We start from the raw sequence: 16388 nt of genomic DNA on the forward strand, positions 1-16388 counted from the left end.
TTCGGTCTTTTCGCGCGGCCACGCGACTAGGCGCGGATGCAGACGGAAATCGACAGGTCGATGCCGAGCTCGCCAAGGCGCTTCAGCAGCCTTGCGTCCACGGTCTCGCTCGTGGTGCCGGCCGAGTACCAGACCACCGACAACTCGATCTCGCCGCCGTCCTTCCTCAGTTGCCGGAACGACTGCCGATGGGGCGTGAGGTCGCGGCATATCGATGCCACGGCCTCCTGAAGCTCCATGCCATGAAAGTCGAACGGTACGACGCAGTAGCCGTGGCCCGGACCATGACTCATCGGTACCTCGCACGGCCGAAGGTTCGCCGTGCGGCATAGCGCCGCGAGATCGGCATCGCGGCTGTAGAGCCGCAGCGATGCTTCGAACGTTCTCAACCCTGTTCTCCCGACGCGCGTTGATCGCATGTTGATCGCACGCTCATGTCGCTGCATGTCGCGGCATGTCGCTGCATGCCGCCGCGTGCGAACCGTGTGGCCAAGCTTAGCAACTCGCCCCGCGCGCAGCAATTTTCCTCGTCGCCGAAGCTGCCCTGCGTTAGTGCGCGCGGGTCGTCGATCGCTGCCCAACTTCGGCGCAGGGCGCGATAGTCCTCGCCATCGCGAAGGCGCACGAGGCGAGGCGGCACATGGCGGCACGCCCGCATGCACGATGGCAATGCCGCTCCCCACATTGATGCATTCTCAACGCGACCCCCTGCACATTGAGAAAAATTGCATCGTCGTGTTCACGTCTTTCAATTTGCGCGCAGGCATCTCTCCGCAATGATGAGGCCATACGCAACTCACGAAGGCGCCATCCATGAACACGCTACTGAGCCTCAAGGGCATCAAGAAATCGTTCCAGTCGAAGGGCCGGTCCGTCGATGTACTCGGCGGCCTGACGTTCGACGTCAACGAACAGGACTTCGTCAGCATCATCGGCCCGAGCGGCTGCGGCAAGACCACGGTGTTCAACATCATCGCGGGACTCATCGATCCGGACACGGGCGAGATCAGCTATCGCGGCCAGCAGGTGACCGGACTGCGCGGCAAGGTCGGCTACATGATGCAGCGCGACCTGCTGTTCCCCTGGCGCACGGTGCTCGAGAACGTGATGCTCGCGCCCGAACTGCAGAAGCTGCCGCTGCGCGAGGCGCGCGAGAACGCCATGGAGTACCTGAACACGTTCGGCCTCGCCGGTTTCGACAAGGCATACCCGAAGACGCTGTCGGGCGGCATGCGGCAGCGTGTGGCGCTGATCCGCACGCTGATCTCGGACCCCGACGTGCTGCTGCTCGACGAACCGTTCTCGGCGCTCGACTACCAGACGCGCCTGTATCTGGAGAGCGTGCTGCTGGACGCCGTGGACACGTTCAAGAAGACGGTCATCCTCGTCACGCATGACATCGACGAAGCGGTTGCGCTGTCGAAGCGCGTGGTCGTGCTGGCCGGCAAGCCGTCGCACGTGAAGCACGTCTACGACATCGACATCAACGAGAAGTCGCCGATCGGCGCGCGCAGCCACGCGAACTTCTCCGGCTACTTCCACCAGCTGTGCGCGGAACTGGATATCCAGACGCGCAAGCACTGATCACCCATCCATCGAGGACACCATCATGAGTCGCGTCATGACCAGCACGAGCCCGGGAGCCACGGCCGCCACCGCCCCCGCTCCGCGCAAGAACACCAAGACCCGCAGCCGTTTCGATAACCCGTGGGGCCGCTCGCTACTGCAACTGCTGATCGCGGCGCTCGTGCTGCGGGCGTGGCAGTTCGGCGTCGATGCCGGATGGATCTCCGCCTTCATGGTCGGATCGCCGGCCGAAATCTGGAAGTCCCTCGTGCGTGGCGCCGCCGACGGGCAACTGTGGACGGACAGCTACTACACGCTGTTCGAAGCGATCCTGGGCTTCGCCATCGGCACCGTGGCGGGGTCGGCTCTCGGCCTCGCGCTCTGGTACTCGCCGTTCGTCGCGCGCCTGACCGAGCCGTTCATCATCGCCATCAACAGCATCCCGAAGATCGCCTTCGGCCCGATCGTGATCCTGTGGTTCGGCACGGGGCTGATCTCCAAGGTCGCGCTGGCGGTCTCGCTCACGTCGATCGTCGCGCTGATCGCCGCGTATCAGGCGGCCAAGAACGCCGATCTCGATTTCCAGACGCTGCTCGTCACGCTGGGTGCCGACAAGAAGGAGATCTTCTTCAAGGTCATCGTGCCCTCGTCGCTGCCCGCGATCATCGCCACCTTCCACATCAATATCGGCTTCGGTCTCGTCGGCGCCGTGGTGGGCGAGTTCATCTCGTCGGAACACGGGCTCGGCCACATGATCTTCACCGCCTCGGGGCTGTACGACCTCAATACCGTCTGGGCCGGCCTGTTCATGCTGATGGTGATCGGCTTCAGCCTCTATTTCGTCGTGGACTACGTCGAACGCAAGCTGCTGCCGTGGAAGGAAGACACGCATCAGGCCACGCTCAACGTCTAAAGCAGCGTCTAACGCAGCGTTTGACATCAAATCATCGGGATCTCATCGTGAAACTATCGTTCAAGTCTATCGCGGTCGCCATCGGCTGCGCCACGGCGCTCGTCGCCGCCATGCCCGCCGCTGCCCAGGCGCCGGCGCCGAAGAAGGTGGTGGTATCGCAACTGTTCCAGTCGGTGATGTTCCTGCCGCTGTACGTCGCGCTCGACCAGGGGTTCTTCGACAAGCAGGGTCTCTCCGTCACCAAGCAGACCGCGGGCTCGCCCAATGCCGCGCTGTCGGCCGTGATCTCGGGCAGCGCGGACTTTTCGCTGCACGGCCCGGAGTGGACGGCCATCGCCGCGTCGAAAGGGGCGGACGTCCAGGTGGTCGCCGGCATCGTCAACCGCGCCGCGGTCTGGATTGCCGCCTCGCCGAAGCTCGACTACCGCGGCCCGAAGGACTTCGCGGGGCAGACGGTATCGACGGGGATGATGCCCATCGCCAGCACGTCGCTGTTCAACAAGCTGCTCAACGACAGCGAGATCGATCCCGCCGCCGCGAAGATCACGATCAAGCAGGTGCAGGCCGGTGCCGAACTCGGGCCGCTGCTGGCCGGCCAGGCCACTGTGGGTGTGTTCTACCAGCCCGCGCTGGAACAGGCCGTCGCCCGCGGCTTCAAGGTCGTGCACAGTTTTCCGAAGCAGTACGGACCGTATCTGCTCTCGGGCATCACCGCGCGCAAGACCGTGGACCCCGATACCGCCGAGCGCTTCGTCGCGGCGCTGGAACTCGCCATGCGCTTCATGTCGAGCCATCCGGCCGAGTCCGTCGCCATCGCCAGGAAGGAATTTCCGTCGGTAGAGCCGCAGGTCGTCGAGGCCGCGGTCAAGCGCATGCTCGACGAACAGGTCTACGCGACCACGGTCGCGATCTCGCCCGATGCACTGCGCGTCGCCATGGCCACGCAGATCGCGCTGGGCAACCTTAAGAGCCAGCCCGTCTACGACACGTTGATCGCGCGGTCGGTGATCGACCGTGCCATTACCCGCGCCGGCGCCCGCTGACGCTCCCGCTTCAACCACAACACCGAGAAGACAACTCCTATGAAGACCTATCCGAAGTTCAAGGCCGCCGCGTGCCATATCTCGTCCGTTTTCTTCGATCAGGACGCCTGCACCGACAAGGCCTGCGACTGGATCGCCGAGGCGGCCCGCAATGGCGCCGAACTGATCGTGTTCCCCGAGGCATTCATCTCCGCGTTCCCCGTCTGGGCGGGCGTCTGGGCGCCCGTGGACACGCACGAGTTCTTCGCGAAGTTCGCGGCATCGTCCATCACGATCGACGGCCCCGAGATGGCGCGCATCCGCCGCACCGCGCGCGAACACGGCGTGTTCGTGTCCATCGGCATCAATGAGGCCACGACGAACAGCGTGGGCTGCGTCTGGGACACCAACGTGCTGATCGGCGACGACGGCAGCATCCTCAACCGCCATCGCAAGCTCATGCCCACGCATTTCGAGAAGCTCGTGTGGACGATGGGCGACGGCAGCGGCCTGCGTGTGGTGGACACCCGCCTGGGCCGGCTGGGCGCGCTGATCTGTGGGGAGAACACCAATGCGCTGGCGCGCTTCGCGCTGATGTCGCAGGGGGAGAACGTGCATATCTCGAGCTTCTCGCCGCGCTTTCCGACGCATCCGGCGGGCCAGCCCGCGTATGACCTCGAAGCCTCGATCCGGCTGCGCGCCGGTGCCCATGCGTTCGAGGGCAAGCTGTTCAATATCGTCTCGTCGAGCTACCTGCAGCCCGACGTCATCGACATGCTGTCGCGCGGCAACGCGGCCGTGCATCGCAATATCGACGAGGCCTCGCGCAGCGTGTCGATGATCCTCGGTCCGGACGGCGCGCCCATCAGCGAGGTGATCCGCGACGAGGAAGGTATCGCCTATGCGGACATCGACGTCGCGAAGTGCGTGGTGCCGAAGCAGTTCCAGGACGTGGTCGGGTACTACAACCGCTTCGACGTCTTCTCGTTCGGCGTGAACCGCAACGCCCACAGCCCCGCCACGTTCAACAACGGCCCGGTGGAACCAGAGTACGGCGAGCCGCAGTGGAAGGGCGTGCCCGAACTCGAGATCGCCGGCTGAGCGCGATACCGCTCACGCCCCGACGGCCCGGCCTTGCAATGGCCGGGCCTTTCTGCCCGCACCTCACCCCGCGCCAACGCGTACCCATCCCATGCCGACCCCATCGATATCCCCGCCCATCGCCCGCCCACGGCGATTTTCCCTGCGCGGTCTCCTGCAATGCGCCGCGGCGCTGCTGATCGTCACGACGGCGCCCGCCGCGCTGGCGGACAGCAAGAAGGTCGTGCTCTCGCAGCTGTTCCAGTCGATCCAGCTGCTGCCCGTCTACGTGGCCATCGACGGCGGCTTCTTCGACAAGGAAGGCCTCGCCGTCACCAAGCAGACCGCCGGATCGGCCAATGCGGCGCTCTCCGCGCTGCTTTCCGGGACCGCCGATTTCTCGCTGCACGGGCCCGAGTGGAGCGCCATCGCGGCGGAGAAGGGCGCATCGGTGCAGGTCATCGCGAGCGTGGTCAGCCGCCCGTCGTTCTGGATCGCGGCCGCGCCCGATGCAAAGTTCGACACGGTGGGCGACCTCAGGGGGCAGACCGTGGCCACCGGGATGATGCCGACCACGAGCACGTCGATGTTCATGAAGCTGCTCAAGCAGAATGGACTCAAGGCCGGTGGCGACGTCAAGGTGACGCAGGTGCAGATCGGCTCCGAGCCGGGGCCGCTGCTGGCCGGGCAGACGAAATTCGCGGTGCTGTACCAGCCGGGGCTCGACCAGGCCGTGGCGCAGGGCATGAAGGTCGTCTACAGTTTTTCGAGCATGGCCGATGCGTACACCGTGGCGGCGATCAGCACGCGCCGCGACGTCGATCCCGATACCGCGGCGCGATTCGTCAAGGGGATCCAGGCCGCGCTCGTCTATATGCAGCGCGATGTGCCCGGTACCGTGGCCATCGCGCGGCGCCAGTTCCCGACGCTGGACCCGGCCGTGGTGGAGGCCGCGGTCAGGCGCATGGTCAGCGAGCGCATCTATTCCACCTCGGTCGATATCTCGCCGGAGGCCTTCAGGAACTCGATGGCGACGCAGGTCGAGCTCGGCAACCTCAAGAGCATGCCTGCATACGACACCATCGTTTCGCGCCGCTATATCCGCGCGGCGCTCGGAGACAAACCATGACCGAAAGACACAGCGTGCCGACGCTCGGCATCTCGCAGGTACGCCGGGCCATCGTGCCGTTCGAGCAGCCGCTGAGCACCGCGAGCGGCATGATGCAGGCCGCGCCGCTGGTGATCCTCGATATCCCCACCAGTGCCGGCGTCACGGGCCATGCCTATCTGTTCTGCTATACGCCGACGGTACTGGAAGCCGCGGCGCGACTGACGCACGACGTCACCAAGGCGCTGGCCGGGCAGCCGCTGGCACCGTACCAGGCGATGCAGAAGCTGCGCAGCCAGTTCAAGCTGCTGGGCACGGCGGGGCTGCTGGACATGGTGCTGTCGGCCATCGACATGGCGCTCTGGGACGCCTGGAGCCAGTTTCTCGGCCAGCCGCTTGCGGCCTTGCTCGGTGCCGACCTGACGCAGCCGCGCGAGATACCGGTCTATGCGAGCTTCGGCATGGAGAACGCTGACACGACGCGCCGCAATATCGAGCAGGCGCTCGGCGATGGGCACCGCCATATCAAGATCAAGATCGGACATCCGACGCTCGGCGCCGACCTGACCGTCGTGGAGGCGGCGCTGGAGACCATGCAGGGCAGGGCGTCGCTGCTGATCGATTACAACCAGGGCCTGACCGTGGCCGAGGCGCTCGTCCGGTGCAAGGCGCTCGACGCCTATGGCCTGACGTGGATCGAGGAGCCGACGAACTTCGACGACTTCGCGGGCCACGCGGAGATCGCGCGCCATGTCACCACCCCGATCCAGGCTGGCGAGAACCTCTGGGGGCCGACGCAGGTCGCCGCGAGTCTCGCGGCCGGCGCGTCGGACCTCATGATGCCCGACCTCGGCAAGGTCGGTGGCGTGTCGGGCTGGCTGCAGGCCAGCGCGGTCTGCGCGGCGCGACGGGTGCCGGTGTCGAACCATTTCTACCAGGAGACCAGCGCGCATCTGATGCTCGTGACGCCGGGCGCCCATCTGCTCGAGTACTTCCGGATGGCGGACCCGATTCTCGAACATCCGCTGCAGGTGAGCGAGGGGCGCGCGCGGGTTGCCGATCTGCCGGGCAGCGGCGTGGCATGGAGGGAGGATCGCCTGAAGCCGTTTCTGTTCTGACCGCCACCCCGGCCGCCTTCTCGTCTCCACCCTCAGCCATCTTCCGCAGTTCGCTTTATGTCCGCTTCCCGTTCGTTGTTCCTCCCCGACCGCTTCACGCTGATGCTGGTCGGGGCGCTTGTGCTCGCCCGTCTGTTTCCCGCCAGCGGCACCGCCGGCATCGTCGTCCAGCACCTCACCACGGCCGGCGTGGCCGCGATGTTCTTCCTGCATGGCGCGCGCCTGTCGCGTGACGCCATCCTGTCCGGCATCGGCCACTGGCGTCTGCATGGCATGGTGCTCGGCAGCACCTTCCTGCTGTTTCCGCTGCTCGGGCTGGTGTTCCAGCCGCTGCTTGCCCGATGGGTAGGGCCCGCGCTCTACGTTGGCGTGCTCTACATGTGCCTGCTGCCGTCCACGGTGCAATCGTCGATCGCGATGGTGTCGATGGCGCGCGGCAATATCCCGGCAGCGGTTTGCAGCGCGTCGGCTTCGACACTGCTCGGTATCGTCGTCACGCCGCTGCTCGTCGGCCTGCTGATGGCGCGTCCGGACGCGACCACGGCTGCCAGCAGCGTCGATGCGATCGGCCGCATCACGCTGCAACTGTTCGTGCCGTTCGCGGCCGGTCATCTGCTGCGCCCGTGGATCGGCACGTTCGTCACCGGCAACGCGCGCCTGCTCAAGGTGGTCGATCAGGGTTCGGTGCTGCTCGTGGTGTACGCCGCGTTCAGCGCGGCCGTGGTGGAGGGGCTCTGGCGGCAGGTCAGCTGGAACGAGCTCGCGGGGCTGATGGTCATCGATGCCGTGCTGCTGGCCGTGGCGCTGTCGCTGACGGTATGGTCCGCGCGCCGGCTCGGCTTCAGCAAGGAGGACGAGATCACGATCATGTTCTGCGGCTCGAAGAAGAGCCTGGCCAGCGGCGCGCCGATGGCGAACATCCTGTTTGCCGGCAGCGCGGTGGGCGTGATCCTGCTGCCCGTGATGCTGTTCCACCAGATCCAGCTGATGGTCTGCGCGGTGCTGGCCCAGCGCTACGCGCGCCGGCTCTCGTAGCGGGCTTCCGCGCGTCAGGCGACCGAGGCGCGCCGGACCGGCTTTCTCGGGAGCCTGTAGCGGCTCGACGGGTCGTACAGGGCGTCCTCGAGCCATCGGATGAACGTCTCCACCTCGGGGCGCTGGTACGACTCGGGCGCGCACGTCGCATAGTAGGCGTAATAGGGCGCCGCCATGATGCTCGGGAACAGCACGGCCAGCGTCCCGTTCTCGAGGTGCTCTCCGACCATGCTCGGCCGCACCAGTGCGATGCCGGCCTGATGGGCCGCGGCGTCCGCGAACAGGCCGACGTCGGAGAACGAGAAGTGGCTTTCCGGCTCCGACCAGTCGAGCCGGGCCGCCTGGAACCATGGCCGCCAGGGATCGATCGAGCAGCGCAGCAGGTACTCGGGACGCAGGTCGGAAACCTTCTTGAACGGACCGTGCCGGCGCGCGAACTCGGGATGGCAAACCGCCACGACCTTCTCGTCGAGCACCTTCACGACATTGCGGCCCGGATAGTTGCCGTCGCCAAACCGAAAATCGATATCGGCGGGCTCGGCCTTTGCGCCGATCAGCGGCACCGACAGCTGGATATCGACCTCGATCGACGGGAACTGCTCGCGAATCTGCTCGAGGCGCGGAATCAGCATGCGCGCGGCAAAGGTGGGCGGGGAACTGAGCCGGAGTTTCTGCTTGGGCCTGGCGGCACGGCCGCGCGTGGAAAAGTAGCTGAGCGCATAGAGCGCGCCGCGGACCGTTTCCAGATACGACTGCCCGTCGGGCGTCAGCACGATATTGCCGTTGACCTTGGTGAACAGGGTCAGGTTGGTGAAGTCCTCGAGCTGGCGGATGCGATGGCTGACCGCGCTCGGCGTGATATTGAGTTCCTTCGCGACGAGCACGCCGCTTTCAAGCCGCGCGCGGGCCTCGAAGGCCAGCAGGCAGTGGATCGGGGGCAGGCGGGAGGAGATGGCGGACATGGCGGGCGGACATGGGGGGCGAACACTGAGATCCCATAAAAAAAACCCCGCAGTGCGGGGTTTTTTTCACCATCAGGCGAGCAGCAGCTTAGATCGCTTCGATCTTCGTTGCAGCCGGGCCCTTTTGGCCAACGCCAGCGACGTAGCGAACCTTCTGGCCTTCGGCGAGCGACTTGAAGCCGCTGCCCTGGATCTCGGAGAAGTGCGCGAACAGGTCGTTACCACCTGCGTCCGGGGTGATGAAGCCGAAGCCCTTTGCGTCGTTGAACCACTTAACGGTACCGGTTTCCATGTTGGATTCCTTAAAGAGAGAGTTCTCGGGCAGCAGAAACGCCACCGAGGCATGACGATCAAGGAAGCAACATTGAAAGCAACAACTTGAGATCCTGCGAGGGCTGTTTATACAGAGGGTTGCTGTGCACGTCAATGACTTTCTTTCAAGTCAAGCCAGGCGGCGGCGTACGGCGGCACGCAACGCGGGCAGCAATTCGGCCTCGAACCAAGGCTGCTGGCGCATCCAGAGCACCACGCGCCATGACGGATGCGGCAGCGGAAACACATTCGGTCCGAACCGGCGGAAGTCGGCAATGCGCTCGGTCATCGAGCATTTGGACTGCGGCAGATACCTTGCCTGCGCATAGGTCCCCACGAGCAGCGTCAGGCGATCCTGCGGCAGGCAGTCCAGCACGCGTGCGTGCCACAACGGCGCACATTCCCGCCGCGGGGGCAGGTCGCCGCTGCCGCCCTTGCCCGGATAGCAGAACCCCATGGGCATCAGCGCGATGCGCGAGGCGTCGTAGAACGTGTCCTTGCCGATGCCGAGCCAGTCGCGCAGGCGATCGCCGCTGGCGTCGTCGAACGGCACGCCGCTCGCATGCACGCGGGAGCCGGGCGCCTGGCCGACGATGAGGATGCGCGAGGTGGCGCTGAACTGGACGATCGGGCGTGGCCCGGCCTGCAGGTGCGCGGCGCAATGCGTGCAGGCGGCGATATCGCGCTGCAGGGCGTGCGTTGCCGGGGGCCTGTCGGGGAGCTTATGGAGGAGCTTATCGGGGAGCGGGAGGGTTTCTGGGTCTGGCACGGCGCCATTCTACGCATCCGCGGTTGCCGATTCGCACGCCCGCGTCAGGAGGGCGCAGGGCACACACGCTCCAAGTGCGCCATACGCCCTTATGATGCCTTTCGTCCCATCTTTCTCCCATGCCCGTCATGTCCACACCTCTCCTTCGCGCCACGCTGGTGGCTGCCGCCATGTGCCTCGCCGGCATGGCGCACGCGGAAGTCGTCAAGCCCATCAAAACCACCCGCACGGAAGTTCGCGGCGCGATCTTCAAGGGGCCGAACGCAAAGAAGGAGCCGGGCGAGAACGGCACGGCGGCCATCGATGCCGTCACGTCCACGTCGCGGGATGGCGCGTTCCAGACCGGCATGTACAAGTCGGGCCCGATGCGCGAGGAAATCGCGGAGGCCCCGGGGTTTCCGTACGAGGAGTTCCTGTACTTTCTCTCCGGCAGCGTCAAGCTGACCTCGTCGGACGGCTCGTCGATGATCGTTCACGCGGGAGAATCGGTAACGATTCCCAAGGGCTGGAGCGGTGTTTTCGAGACCAAGGGCTACACGAAGATCTACGTGGTCTACGACCCTGCCGCAGTGAAGAAATAGGCCAGGAAGAAATAGGCCAGGAAAAATATTCCTCTTATCGAGCGACCGATAGCATAAGTTTTCATGCGGGTCGCCATCGCTGGCAGATCTTGGAACGCCGTTCCAGACGCTGCGTCGTAGCATGGTCGTTCTACTTTGGAACTCCCTCTTGGAACGATCGGCAACAATGAGCACCGACACCCAGCGCTACTTCGATTACGCCGCGACCACCCCCGCGGACACCCGCGTCATGGACGCAATGTTCGGCTGCATGGGCGCCGCCGGTGTCTTCGGCAACCCGGCGTCGAGCTCTCACACGGCGGGGCTCAAGGCGAAGCACCTCGTCGAGCAGGCCCGTGCCCAGGTGGCGGCGCTCATTGGCGCGGCGGCTTCGGAGATCGTCTGGACGTCCGGCGCCACCGAGTCCAACAACCTGGCGCTCAAGGGGTTCTTCGATCGCGAGCAGCACCGCCGTCATCTGGTGACCAGCAAGCTCGAGCACAAGGCGATTCTCGATACGGCGTCCCATCTCGAACGGCTTGGCGTCGCCGTGAGCTATCTTGCGCCGGACGCGTCAGGCGAGATCTCGCTGGCCGCCGTCGAAGCCGCGCTCACCGATACCACGGGACTCGTGTCGCTGATGATGGTGAACAACGAAATTGGCACGCTGACCAACATTGCCGAGATTTCCCGCGTGGTGCACGCCGCTGGCGCCTTGCTGCACGTGGATGCCGCGCAGGCCGCGGGCAAGGTCGAGATCGACGTCAAGGCAATGGGCATCGATCTGTTGTCGATGTCGGCACACAAGTTCTATGGCCCGAAGGGTATCGGCGCGCTCTACGTGAGCCGCGAGGTGGCGCCGCGTGTCGCCTGCCAGATGCACGGCGGTGGCCACGAGCAGGGCCTGCGGTCCGGCACGTTGCCCACGCACCAGATCGTCGGCATGGGCACGGCTAGCGAACTCGCGCGCACGGAGATGGCGGCCGACAACCAGCGTATCGCGCAACTGAGCGCGCGCCTGCTCGATGGTGTACGGGCTTCGGGTGTCGTCACGCGAAACGCGGGCAACGCGCCGTGCATTCCGCATACGCTCAGCCTGACGGTGGCGTTGGCCGGCTTCTTCCCGTTCATGCTGGCCGGGGACCTCGCTGTGTCGTCCACGTCCGCCTGCAATTCGGCGGCGGGCACGCCGTCGCATGTGTTGACGGGTATCGGGCTGGCAGCCGACGCCGCGGAGCGCACGGTGCGGCTGAGTCTCGGCCGCTTTACGACGGAGGCCGACGTGGAGATTGCCATCCAGAGTTTCCAGCGGGCCATTGCACAATGCCGGCCTGTCGCGACCGAGCGTTTGAAGGCAGCGGAGCCTTTGGCCTGATAAGGTCATTCCGACAAGGCCATTCCGACGCAACCCACAAAAAAAAACCCGCCGGGGAGCGGCGGGGAGCAGGGGGTGATTCGGGGGGTGATTCAGGATGGGTCAGATCCTGAGATCCAATGTAGTCCCCGCTAGCAGGCCGCGATGTCGGTGTCTGTCTGATAACGCACGCTCAATACTTTTGTCAGATTTAAGCAAAGCTGGAACTCTTGGTAAAAAATTCCAATCGCCCGGTCCAGCATGTCGTGCATCGGAATTTTCTGCACCCTAAGCGCCCCCACGTTCGAGGGGATGGCGGTTTCATGACATGTCATCGCGGGGTCATGAGTCCGTTCGCATAATCCAGGTAAATCGATTCGCTGCCTCGCATAGAACGAGGCGGATTGCCTTCGCCTGAAGGGTTTGACATTCGTATTGCCGGGGAGCTTTGCCATGACCATTCGTCAGCGCATCGTGCTGCTGATCGTCCTGATGTGTCTGGCGTTGACCGCCATTGGCGGTTACGCCGTCCTGCAGACACGTGCCAGTGCATCCGAAGTGAAACGCGTGACCGAGGGCGTCGTGCCCAGCGCGCTGGCGTCCGCCGACGTGGTGTCGCTGGTCAAGGACGTGCAGCTGGCCACCATGGCGCTCGTCTACGCGCCCGACGCCAACCTGTTGGGCCAGGCGCAGGAAGACCTGAAGACCCGGCAGGCGGCGCTGCGCGAGGCGCTGGCCCGGCAGTCGGCCAATGCCGCGACCCATGCGCAGAAGGGGTTGATGACGCAGGCCGGCGAAAGCCTCGCCAATTATTTCGACGCCATTCGCGAAACCGCGGAGATGAAGGCCGCGGGCCGAGACGAGATCGCGCAGGCCTTCCTGTTCGCCAACGTCGCGCGGTATCGCGACGAGATGGAAAAGATCGTCGATACGCTGCGCGTGGAGAAGAATCGCGAGAAGGACGATGCGATTGCCTCGCTCAACGGCCAGCTGGACAGCGCCGCCGGCACCATCGGCCTGGTCAGCGCGGCGGCCGTGCTGCTGCTGTCGCTGGTCGGCTGGCTGCTCCACCGCCAGATCGCGCGGCCGCTCACGCGCATGCAGACCACGATGAGCGAGATTGCGGCGAGCCAGGATTTTACGCGCCGCATCGAAGTCGGTCGCATGGACGAGATTGGCCATTCGATCGCCGCGTTCAACCAGATGATCGAGCGGATCCAGGAGAGCGCGTCGCAGTTGCGACAGAAGACCACCGATATCCAGGCGATCCTGCAGAACATGCAGCAGGGCATCCTGACCGTGGTCGATGGCGGCATCGTGCACCCCGAGTATTCGGCGTACCTCGAACAGATCTTCGACACGCGCGACATTGCCGGCCGCAACGTCATGGAACTGGTCTTCGCCGATGCCGGGCTCGGCGCCGACGCGCTGTCGCAGACCGAAGCCGCCATCGACGCGTGCCTCGGCCAGGACGGCATCAACTTCGTATTCAACGAGCACCTGCTGCCGACCGAGGTCGAGAAGCGCATGGCCGACGGGGAGGTCAAGGTGCTCGACCTGAGCTGGTCCGCCATTACCGACGATGCCGATACGATCGTCCGCCTGATGCTATGCGTGCGCGACGTGACGCAACTGCGCGAACTGGCCGCCGAGGCCAGCGAGCAGCGACGCAGCCTCGAGATGATCGGCGAGATTCTCGCGGTGGGCGAAGAGAAGTTCCATCGCTTTATGGAGACCGCGCACGGCTTCGTCCACGAGAACGAGCACATCATCCGCCAGTCAACGGAAGCCGACGACGCCGCCATTGCCGCACTGTTCCGCAATATGCATACGATCAAGGGCAATGCGCGCACCTACAAGCTCCTGCATCTGACGGACGTCGTGCACGAGGCCGAGCAGCGGCTGGAGCTGCTGCGCAGCCTAGAGCGCGAGGCCAATGCGTGGAACCCCGATGCGCTGCTCAGCGACGTGGCGCGCGTGCGCGACACACTGGCGCGCTATCGCGAGATCAACGAGGACAAGCTCGGCCGCAAGCGCGCACGCGGTGGCGCGCCCGAGCGGAACGTGGCGCCTCAGGACGATACCGCGGGCCATGTGCGCGAGAGCCTGCGCCTGCTGGAAGGCGTACGGACCGATAGCCTTGCCGAACTGGTGTCGATGCGCGCGGCCGTGCACCGCATCCTGCGCGTGCTCGACGCCTCGAGCCTCGGCGAGGTACTGGCGCCGGTGGTGGAAGCCTTGCCGTCCCTGGCCGCCGAGCTCGGCAAGGCGGCGCCGGAGGTCATCATCCAGGACAACGGCTACCGGCTGCGCGCGGAAGTCGCGGGGATGCTCGAGAACGTATTCACGCATCTGCTGCGCAACGCGATCGACCATGGCATCGAGCCCGTGCAGGCGCGCATGGCGGCCGGCAAGCCCGTGGCGGGCCGGATTCGCATCGACGCGGGCGTCGATGGCCAGACGCTCCAGATCACCGTGGCCGACGACGGCCGCGGCCTCGCGCTGGCCCGGATCCGCGCGACCGCCGCCGAACGGGGCTGGGTCGCGGACGACGCGGTGCTGAGCGACGAAGCCATCGCGCAGTTCATCTTCCATCCCGGATTCTCCACGGCCGAGTCGATCACGACGGTCTCCGGACGCGGCGTGGGCATGGATGCGGTGCGCGAATTCCTGAGCCGCTCGGGCGGCACCATCGAACTGCGCTTTACCGATAACCATGCGGGCGCGTCGTTCCGGCAGTTCCAGACCGTGGTGAGCCTGCCGGGGAAGTTTGCCGTGGATAGCGTGGCCGCGCTGGCGGAGGCGCCTGCGTCGATGACACTGCAGGCGCCCTGATTCACGGTGACGGAAGGAGTACGCGGTATGGTCGAGTTTGGAATGGGCGCGCTGACCGGGGCGGCAGCCATCGCGGCGGTAGCGGGCATGGCGTGGCGCGCTCGCGCGCGGACCGCGGCAACGCACGCGAGAATCGAGCGGGACGGCGCGGTGACACTGCTGGAGCAGGCCAACGCCACGCTGCGGGGCGAGCTCGATGTCTGCGAGCAGGACCTGCAGACGCTGCATGCGGAACTGGAGCGCGTGGAAGCGGCGGCCGCGGAACAGGCGGCGCTGCTGGCCCAACGCGATGCCGAGCTGGCGGAAAGCCGGCGGCAGCAGGCCGACGCACAGGAACAGGCGCAGCGCATTGCCGGGGAAATCCAGCGGCTGCGCGGGCTCGCGCATACGTTCGAGCGGTGGCACGAGCAGATGATCTCGCTGATGGCCCGCAACCAGTCGATGCACGCGCAGAACATGGAACTGTCGTCGATCGTCCGGCACGTGGTCATCGTTTCGCTCAACGCGTCCATCGAAGCCGCCCGCGCCGGCGCGGCGGGCCGTGGCTTCGGCGTGGTGGCCGGCGAGGTGCGCGCGCTGGCGGCCCGCTCCGAGGCGCTGTCGAAGAGCTATGGCGACAGCCTGCATCAGAGCGATCTGACGACGACGGCGACGTTCCAGGATATCCAGGCCGGCGGCAAGATGGTCACGGCCTCGCTGGCCAGCGTTGCGATGCTGGCCGAGCGGCTCGAGGAGGCTTGCCAGTGCAAGGCGGCATGATCGGGACGCAGGCACGGCAAAGCCTCGAACACGTGCTCGAGCGCGCGGTGCGCTCGCGCCTCGTATTGCAGCCCGGCGACACCTGCACGATCGACCGCGTGACGATACCCGCCGCCGACAGCGATGGGCGCGTCGATGGGCGCGTCGAGGGCCGCATCGATGGCAGTGTCGATGGCAACGACCCGGTCGTGGCGCTCACGATCTCCGCCATGGGCTTCCGCTACATGCTGTTCCTGCGCTTCCGCAACGATGCGGCCACGGCGGCCTACTACGCGCGGGACAACGCGGGCGAACTGCGGGACACGCTGCTGGAGCTCGGCAACCTGTGCTGCGGCGCGATCAACCAGGAACTGGTCCGGCATTTCCCCGACCTCGGGATGTCCACGCCCTATGCACTGGGTGGCCATAGCCTGCGCCATATCGATAGCCTGAAGCCCGACTACCGCGCGGACGTGTGCGTCGCCATCGCGGACGGCGTGGTCATCGATGCGACGACATGCCTGTTCACGCGCGTGCCCATCGATTTCCATATCGATGCAGGCGCCGAGGAAGCGACGAGCAACGCGACGAGCAACGCGACGAGCGACGGCGAACTCGAACTGTTCTGATTTTTAGCAGGAGAATACCTTGGCAAAGATTCTGGTAGTGGACGATTCGAGCGCCGTGCGCGACGAAGTGGCGGGCTTTCTGCGCGGCAGCGGACTCGACGTGCAGATTGCCGTGGACGGCAAGGATGGCCTGTCGCGGCTCAAGGCGGACCCCGGCATCCGCCTGATCATCAGCGACGTCAACATGCCCAATATGGACGGCCTGACGATGGTCGAGAAGATCCGCGGCGAGCTCGGCAACAAGAGCGTGAACGTGGTGATGCTGACCACGGAAAGCAGCCCCGCGATGAAGGATCGGGGCAAGGCGGCCGGCGTGAAGGGCTGGATCGTCAAGCCCTTCAAGGGCGCCGCCGTGCTGGAAGGGCTGAAGAAGCTGGCCGTGTAAGT

Annotated in this window: 18 protein-coding genes; 13 read left to right on the forward strand and 5 right to left on the reverse strand. The window is 65.6% G+C overall.

Annotated features, from left to right (window positions below; translation table 11 throughout):
• Nucleotides 1-26 precede the first annotated feature (26 nt).
• Nucleotides 27-389, reverse strand: coding sequence for a DUF4279 domain-containing protein (locus AAHB16_RS02930; protein ID WP_342050033.1), 363 nt, complete (start codon nucleotides 387-389; stop codon nucleotides 27-29).
• 424 nt (nucleotides 390-813) lie between these two features.
• Between AAHB16_RS02930 and AAHB16_RS02935 the strand changes: the two genes are divergently transcribed.
• The 7 genes from AAHB16_RS02935 (at nucleotide 814) to AAHB16_RS02965 (ending at nucleotide 7842) form a co-directional block, all read left to right on the forward strand.
• Nucleotides 814-1584: an ABC transporter ATP-binding protein gene (locus AAHB16_RS02935; RefSeq protein WP_150374309.1), complete on the forward strand. Its 771-nt coding sequence runs from the start codon at nucleotides 814-816 to the stop codon at nucleotides 1582-1584.
• A gap of 25 nt (nucleotides 1585-1609) precedes the next feature.
• Complete coding sequence (locus AAHB16_RS02940; RefSeq protein WP_342050034.1) at nucleotides 1610-2479, forward strand: ABC transporter permease; 870 nt, start codon at nucleotides 1610-1612, stop codon at nucleotides 2477-2479.
• A 47-nt stretch (nucleotides 2480-2526) separates the two neighbouring features.
• Entirely contained in the window at nucleotides 2527-3522 is a 996-nt protein-coding gene (locus tag AAHB16_RS02945) for an ABC transporter substrate-binding protein (protein ID WP_223851694.1), read from the forward strand.
• A 39-nt stretch (nucleotides 3523-3561) separates the two neighbouring features.
• The gene (locus tag AAHB16_RS02950) at nucleotides 3562-4602 is read left to right on the forward strand and encodes a carbon-nitrogen hydrolase family protein (protein WP_150374310.1); all 1041 of its coding nucleotides are present in this window, start codon (nucleotides 3562-3564) and stop codon (nucleotides 4600-4602) included.
• A gap of 91 nt (nucleotides 4603-4693) precedes the next feature.
• Complete coding sequence (locus AAHB16_RS02955) at nucleotides 4694-5710, forward strand: ABC transporter substrate-binding protein (RefSeq protein WP_342050035.1); 1017 nt, start codon at nucleotides 4694-4696, stop codon at nucleotides 5708-5710.
• On the forward strand, nucleotides 5707-6807 hold the full coding sequence (locus AAHB16_RS02960; protein WP_342050036.1) for an enolase C-terminal domain-like protein: 1101 nt from the start codon (nucleotides 5707-5709) through the stop codon (nucleotides 6805-6807). Before AAHB16_RS02955 ends, AAHB16_RS02960 begins: the two co-directional genes overlap by 4 nt.
• Before the next feature lie 57 nt (nucleotides 6808-6864).
• Entirely contained in the window at nucleotides 6865-7842 is a 978-nt protein-coding gene (locus tag AAHB16_RS02965) for a bile acid:sodium symporter family protein (protein WP_150374313.1), read from the forward strand.
• 14 nt (nucleotides 7843-7856) lie between these two features.
• On the opposite strand, the gene AAHB16_RS02970 is transcribed toward AAHB16_RS02965, so the two are convergent.
• The 3 genes from AAHB16_RS02970 to AAHB16_RS02980 all read right to left on the reverse strand — a co-directional run bounded on the left by AAHB16_RS02970 (nucleotide 7857) and on the right by AAHB16_RS02980 (nucleotide 9885).
• On the reverse strand, nucleotides 7857-8804 hold the full coding sequence (locus AAHB16_RS02970; protein WP_150374314.1) for a LysR substrate-binding domain-containing protein: 948 nt from the start codon (nucleotides 8802-8804) through the stop codon (nucleotides 7857-7859).
• A gap of 88 nt (nucleotides 8805-8892) precedes the next feature.
• A complete protein-coding gene (locus AAHB16_RS02975; RefSeq protein ID WP_109582846.1) occupies nucleotides 8893-9096 on the reverse strand; it encodes a cold-shock protein in 204 nt (67 codons plus the stop codon).
• A 150-nt stretch (nucleotides 9097-9246) separates the two neighbouring features.
• Complete coding sequence (locus AAHB16_RS02980) at nucleotides 9247-9885, reverse strand: uracil-DNA glycosylase family protein (RefSeq protein ID WP_446718059.1); 639 nt, start codon at nucleotides 9883-9885, stop codon at nucleotides 9247-9249.
• 128 nt (nucleotides 9886-10013) lie between these two features.
• Here AAHB16_RS02980 and AAHB16_RS02985 point away from each other — a divergent pair, with 128 nt between their 5' ends.
• Together AAHB16_RS02985 and AAHB16_RS02990 are read left to right on the forward strand one after the other, a co-directional pair.
• Entirely contained in the window at nucleotides 10014-10466 is a 453-nt protein-coding gene (locus AAHB16_RS02985) for a cupin domain-containing protein (protein ID WP_150374316.1), read from the forward strand.
• 166 nt (nucleotides 10467-10632) lie between these two features.
• Nucleotides 10633-11820, forward strand: a complete 1188-nt coding sequence (locus AAHB16_RS02990) for a cysteine desulfurase family protein (protein ID WP_342050037.1) — start codon at nucleotides 10633-10635, stop codon at nucleotides 11818-11820.
• Between the two features lie 131 nt (nucleotides 11821-11951).
• Here AAHB16_RS02990 and AAHB16_RS02995 read toward each other — a convergent pair whose 3' ends face one another.
• Nucleotides 11952-12254, reverse strand: coding sequence for a hypothetical protein (locus AAHB16_RS02995; RefSeq protein WP_342050038.1), 303 nt, complete (start codon nucleotides 12252-12254; stop codon nucleotides 11952-11954).
• On the opposite strand from AAHB16_RS02995, the gene AAHB16_RS03000 reads away from it, so the two are divergent.
• Genes AAHB16_RS03000 through AAHB16_RS03015 form a run of 4 tightly spaced genes read left to right on the forward strand, consistent with a single transcriptional unit; the run spans nucleotide 12253 to nucleotide 16386 of the window.
• Nucleotides 12253-14634 carry an ATP-binding protein gene (locus AAHB16_RS03000; RefSeq protein ID WP_342050039.1) on the forward strand — a complete coding sequence of 794 codons (2382 nt, stop codon included), beginning with the start codon at nucleotides 12253-12255 and terminating at the stop codon, nucleotides 14632-14634. The two genes, AAHB16_RS02995 and AAHB16_RS03000, sit on opposite strands and share 2 nt — an antisense overlap.
• Nucleotides 14635-14661: 27 nt before the next feature.
• Nucleotides 14662-15393: a methyl-accepting chemotaxis protein gene (locus tag AAHB16_RS03005; protein ID WP_342050040.1), complete on the forward strand. Its 732-nt coding sequence runs from the start codon at nucleotides 14662-14664 to the stop codon at nucleotides 15391-15393.
• Nucleotides 15378-16001, forward strand: a complete 624-nt coding sequence (locus AAHB16_RS03010) for a hypothetical protein (RefSeq protein WP_342050256.1) — start codon at nucleotides 15378-15380, stop codon at nucleotides 15999-16001. Before AAHB16_RS03005 ends, AAHB16_RS03010 begins: the two co-directional genes overlap by 16 nt.
• 19 nt (nucleotides 16002-16020) lie before the next feature.
• Nucleotides 16021-16386 carry a response regulator gene (locus tag AAHB16_RS03015; protein WP_150374320.1) on the forward strand — a complete coding sequence of 122 codons (366 nt, stop codon included), beginning with the start codon at nucleotides 16021-16023 and terminating at the stop codon, nucleotides 16384-16386.
• Nucleotides 16387-16388: the final 2 nt, after the last annotated feature.

It is taken from the genome of Cupriavidus sp. OTU4054, from assembly GCF_038440175.1.
Taxonomy (GTDB): domain Bacteria; phylum Pseudomonadota; class Gammaproteobacteria; order Burkholderiales; family Burkholderiaceae; genus Cupriavidus; species Cupriavidus pauculus_D.

What these genes read in the sequence shown, in the direction of transcription:
- AAHB16_RS02935 (WP_150374309.1), top strand. Translation starts at nt 814, where the DNA reads ATGAACACGCTACTGAGCCTCAAGGGCATCAAGAAATCGTTCCAGTCG.
- AAHB16_RS02940 (WP_342050034.1), top strand. Translation starts at nt 1,610, where the DNA reads ATGAGTCGCGTCATGACCAGCACGAGCCCGGGAGCCACGGCCGCCACC.
- AAHB16_RS02950 (WP_150374310.1), top strand. Translation starts at nt 3,562, where the DNA reads ATGAAGACCTATCCGAAGTTCAAGGCCGCCGCGTGCCATATCTCGTCC.
- AAHB16_RS02955 (WP_342050035.1), top strand. Translation starts at nt 4,694, where the DNA reads ATGCCGACCCCATCGATATCCCCGCCCATCGCCCGCCCACGGCGATTT.
- AAHB16_RS02960 (WP_342050036.1), top strand. Translation starts at nt 5,707, where the DNA reads ATGACCGAAAGACACAGCGTGCCGACGCTCGGCATCTCGCAGGTACGC.
- AAHB16_RS02965 (WP_150374313.1), top strand. Translation starts at nt 6,865, where the DNA reads ATGTCCGCTTCCCGTTCGTTGTTCCTCCCCGACCGCTTCACGCTGATG.
- AAHB16_RS02970 (WP_150374314.1), bottom strand. Translation starts at nt 8,804, where the DNA reads ATGTCCGCCATCTCCTCCCGCCTGCCCCCGATCCACTGCCTGCTGGCC.
- AAHB16_RS02975 (WP_109582846.1), bottom strand. Translation starts at nt 9,096, where the DNA reads ATGGAAACCGGTACCGTTAAGTGGTTCAACGACGCAAAGGGCTTCGGC.
- AAHB16_RS02985 (WP_150374316.1), top strand. Translation starts at nt 10,014, where the DNA reads ATGTCCACACCTCTCCTTCGCGCCACGCTGGTGGCTGCCGCCATGTGC.
- AAHB16_RS02990 (WP_342050037.1), top strand. Translation starts at nt 10,633, where the DNA reads ATGAGCACCGACACCCAGCGCTACTTCGATTACGCCGCGACCACCCCC.
- AAHB16_RS03000 (WP_342050039.1), top strand. Translation starts at nt 12,253, where the DNA reads ATGACCATTCGTCAGCGCATCGTGCTGCTGATCGTCCTGATGTGTCTG.
- AAHB16_RS02995 (WP_342050038.1), bottom strand. Translation starts at nt 12,254, where the DNA reads ATGGCAAAGCTCCCCGGCAATACGAATGTCAAACCCTTCAGGCGAAGG.
- AAHB16_RS03005 (WP_342050040.1), top strand. Translation starts at nt 14,662, where the DNA reads ATGGTCGAGTTTGGAATGGGCGCGCTGACCGGGGCGGCAGCCATCGCG.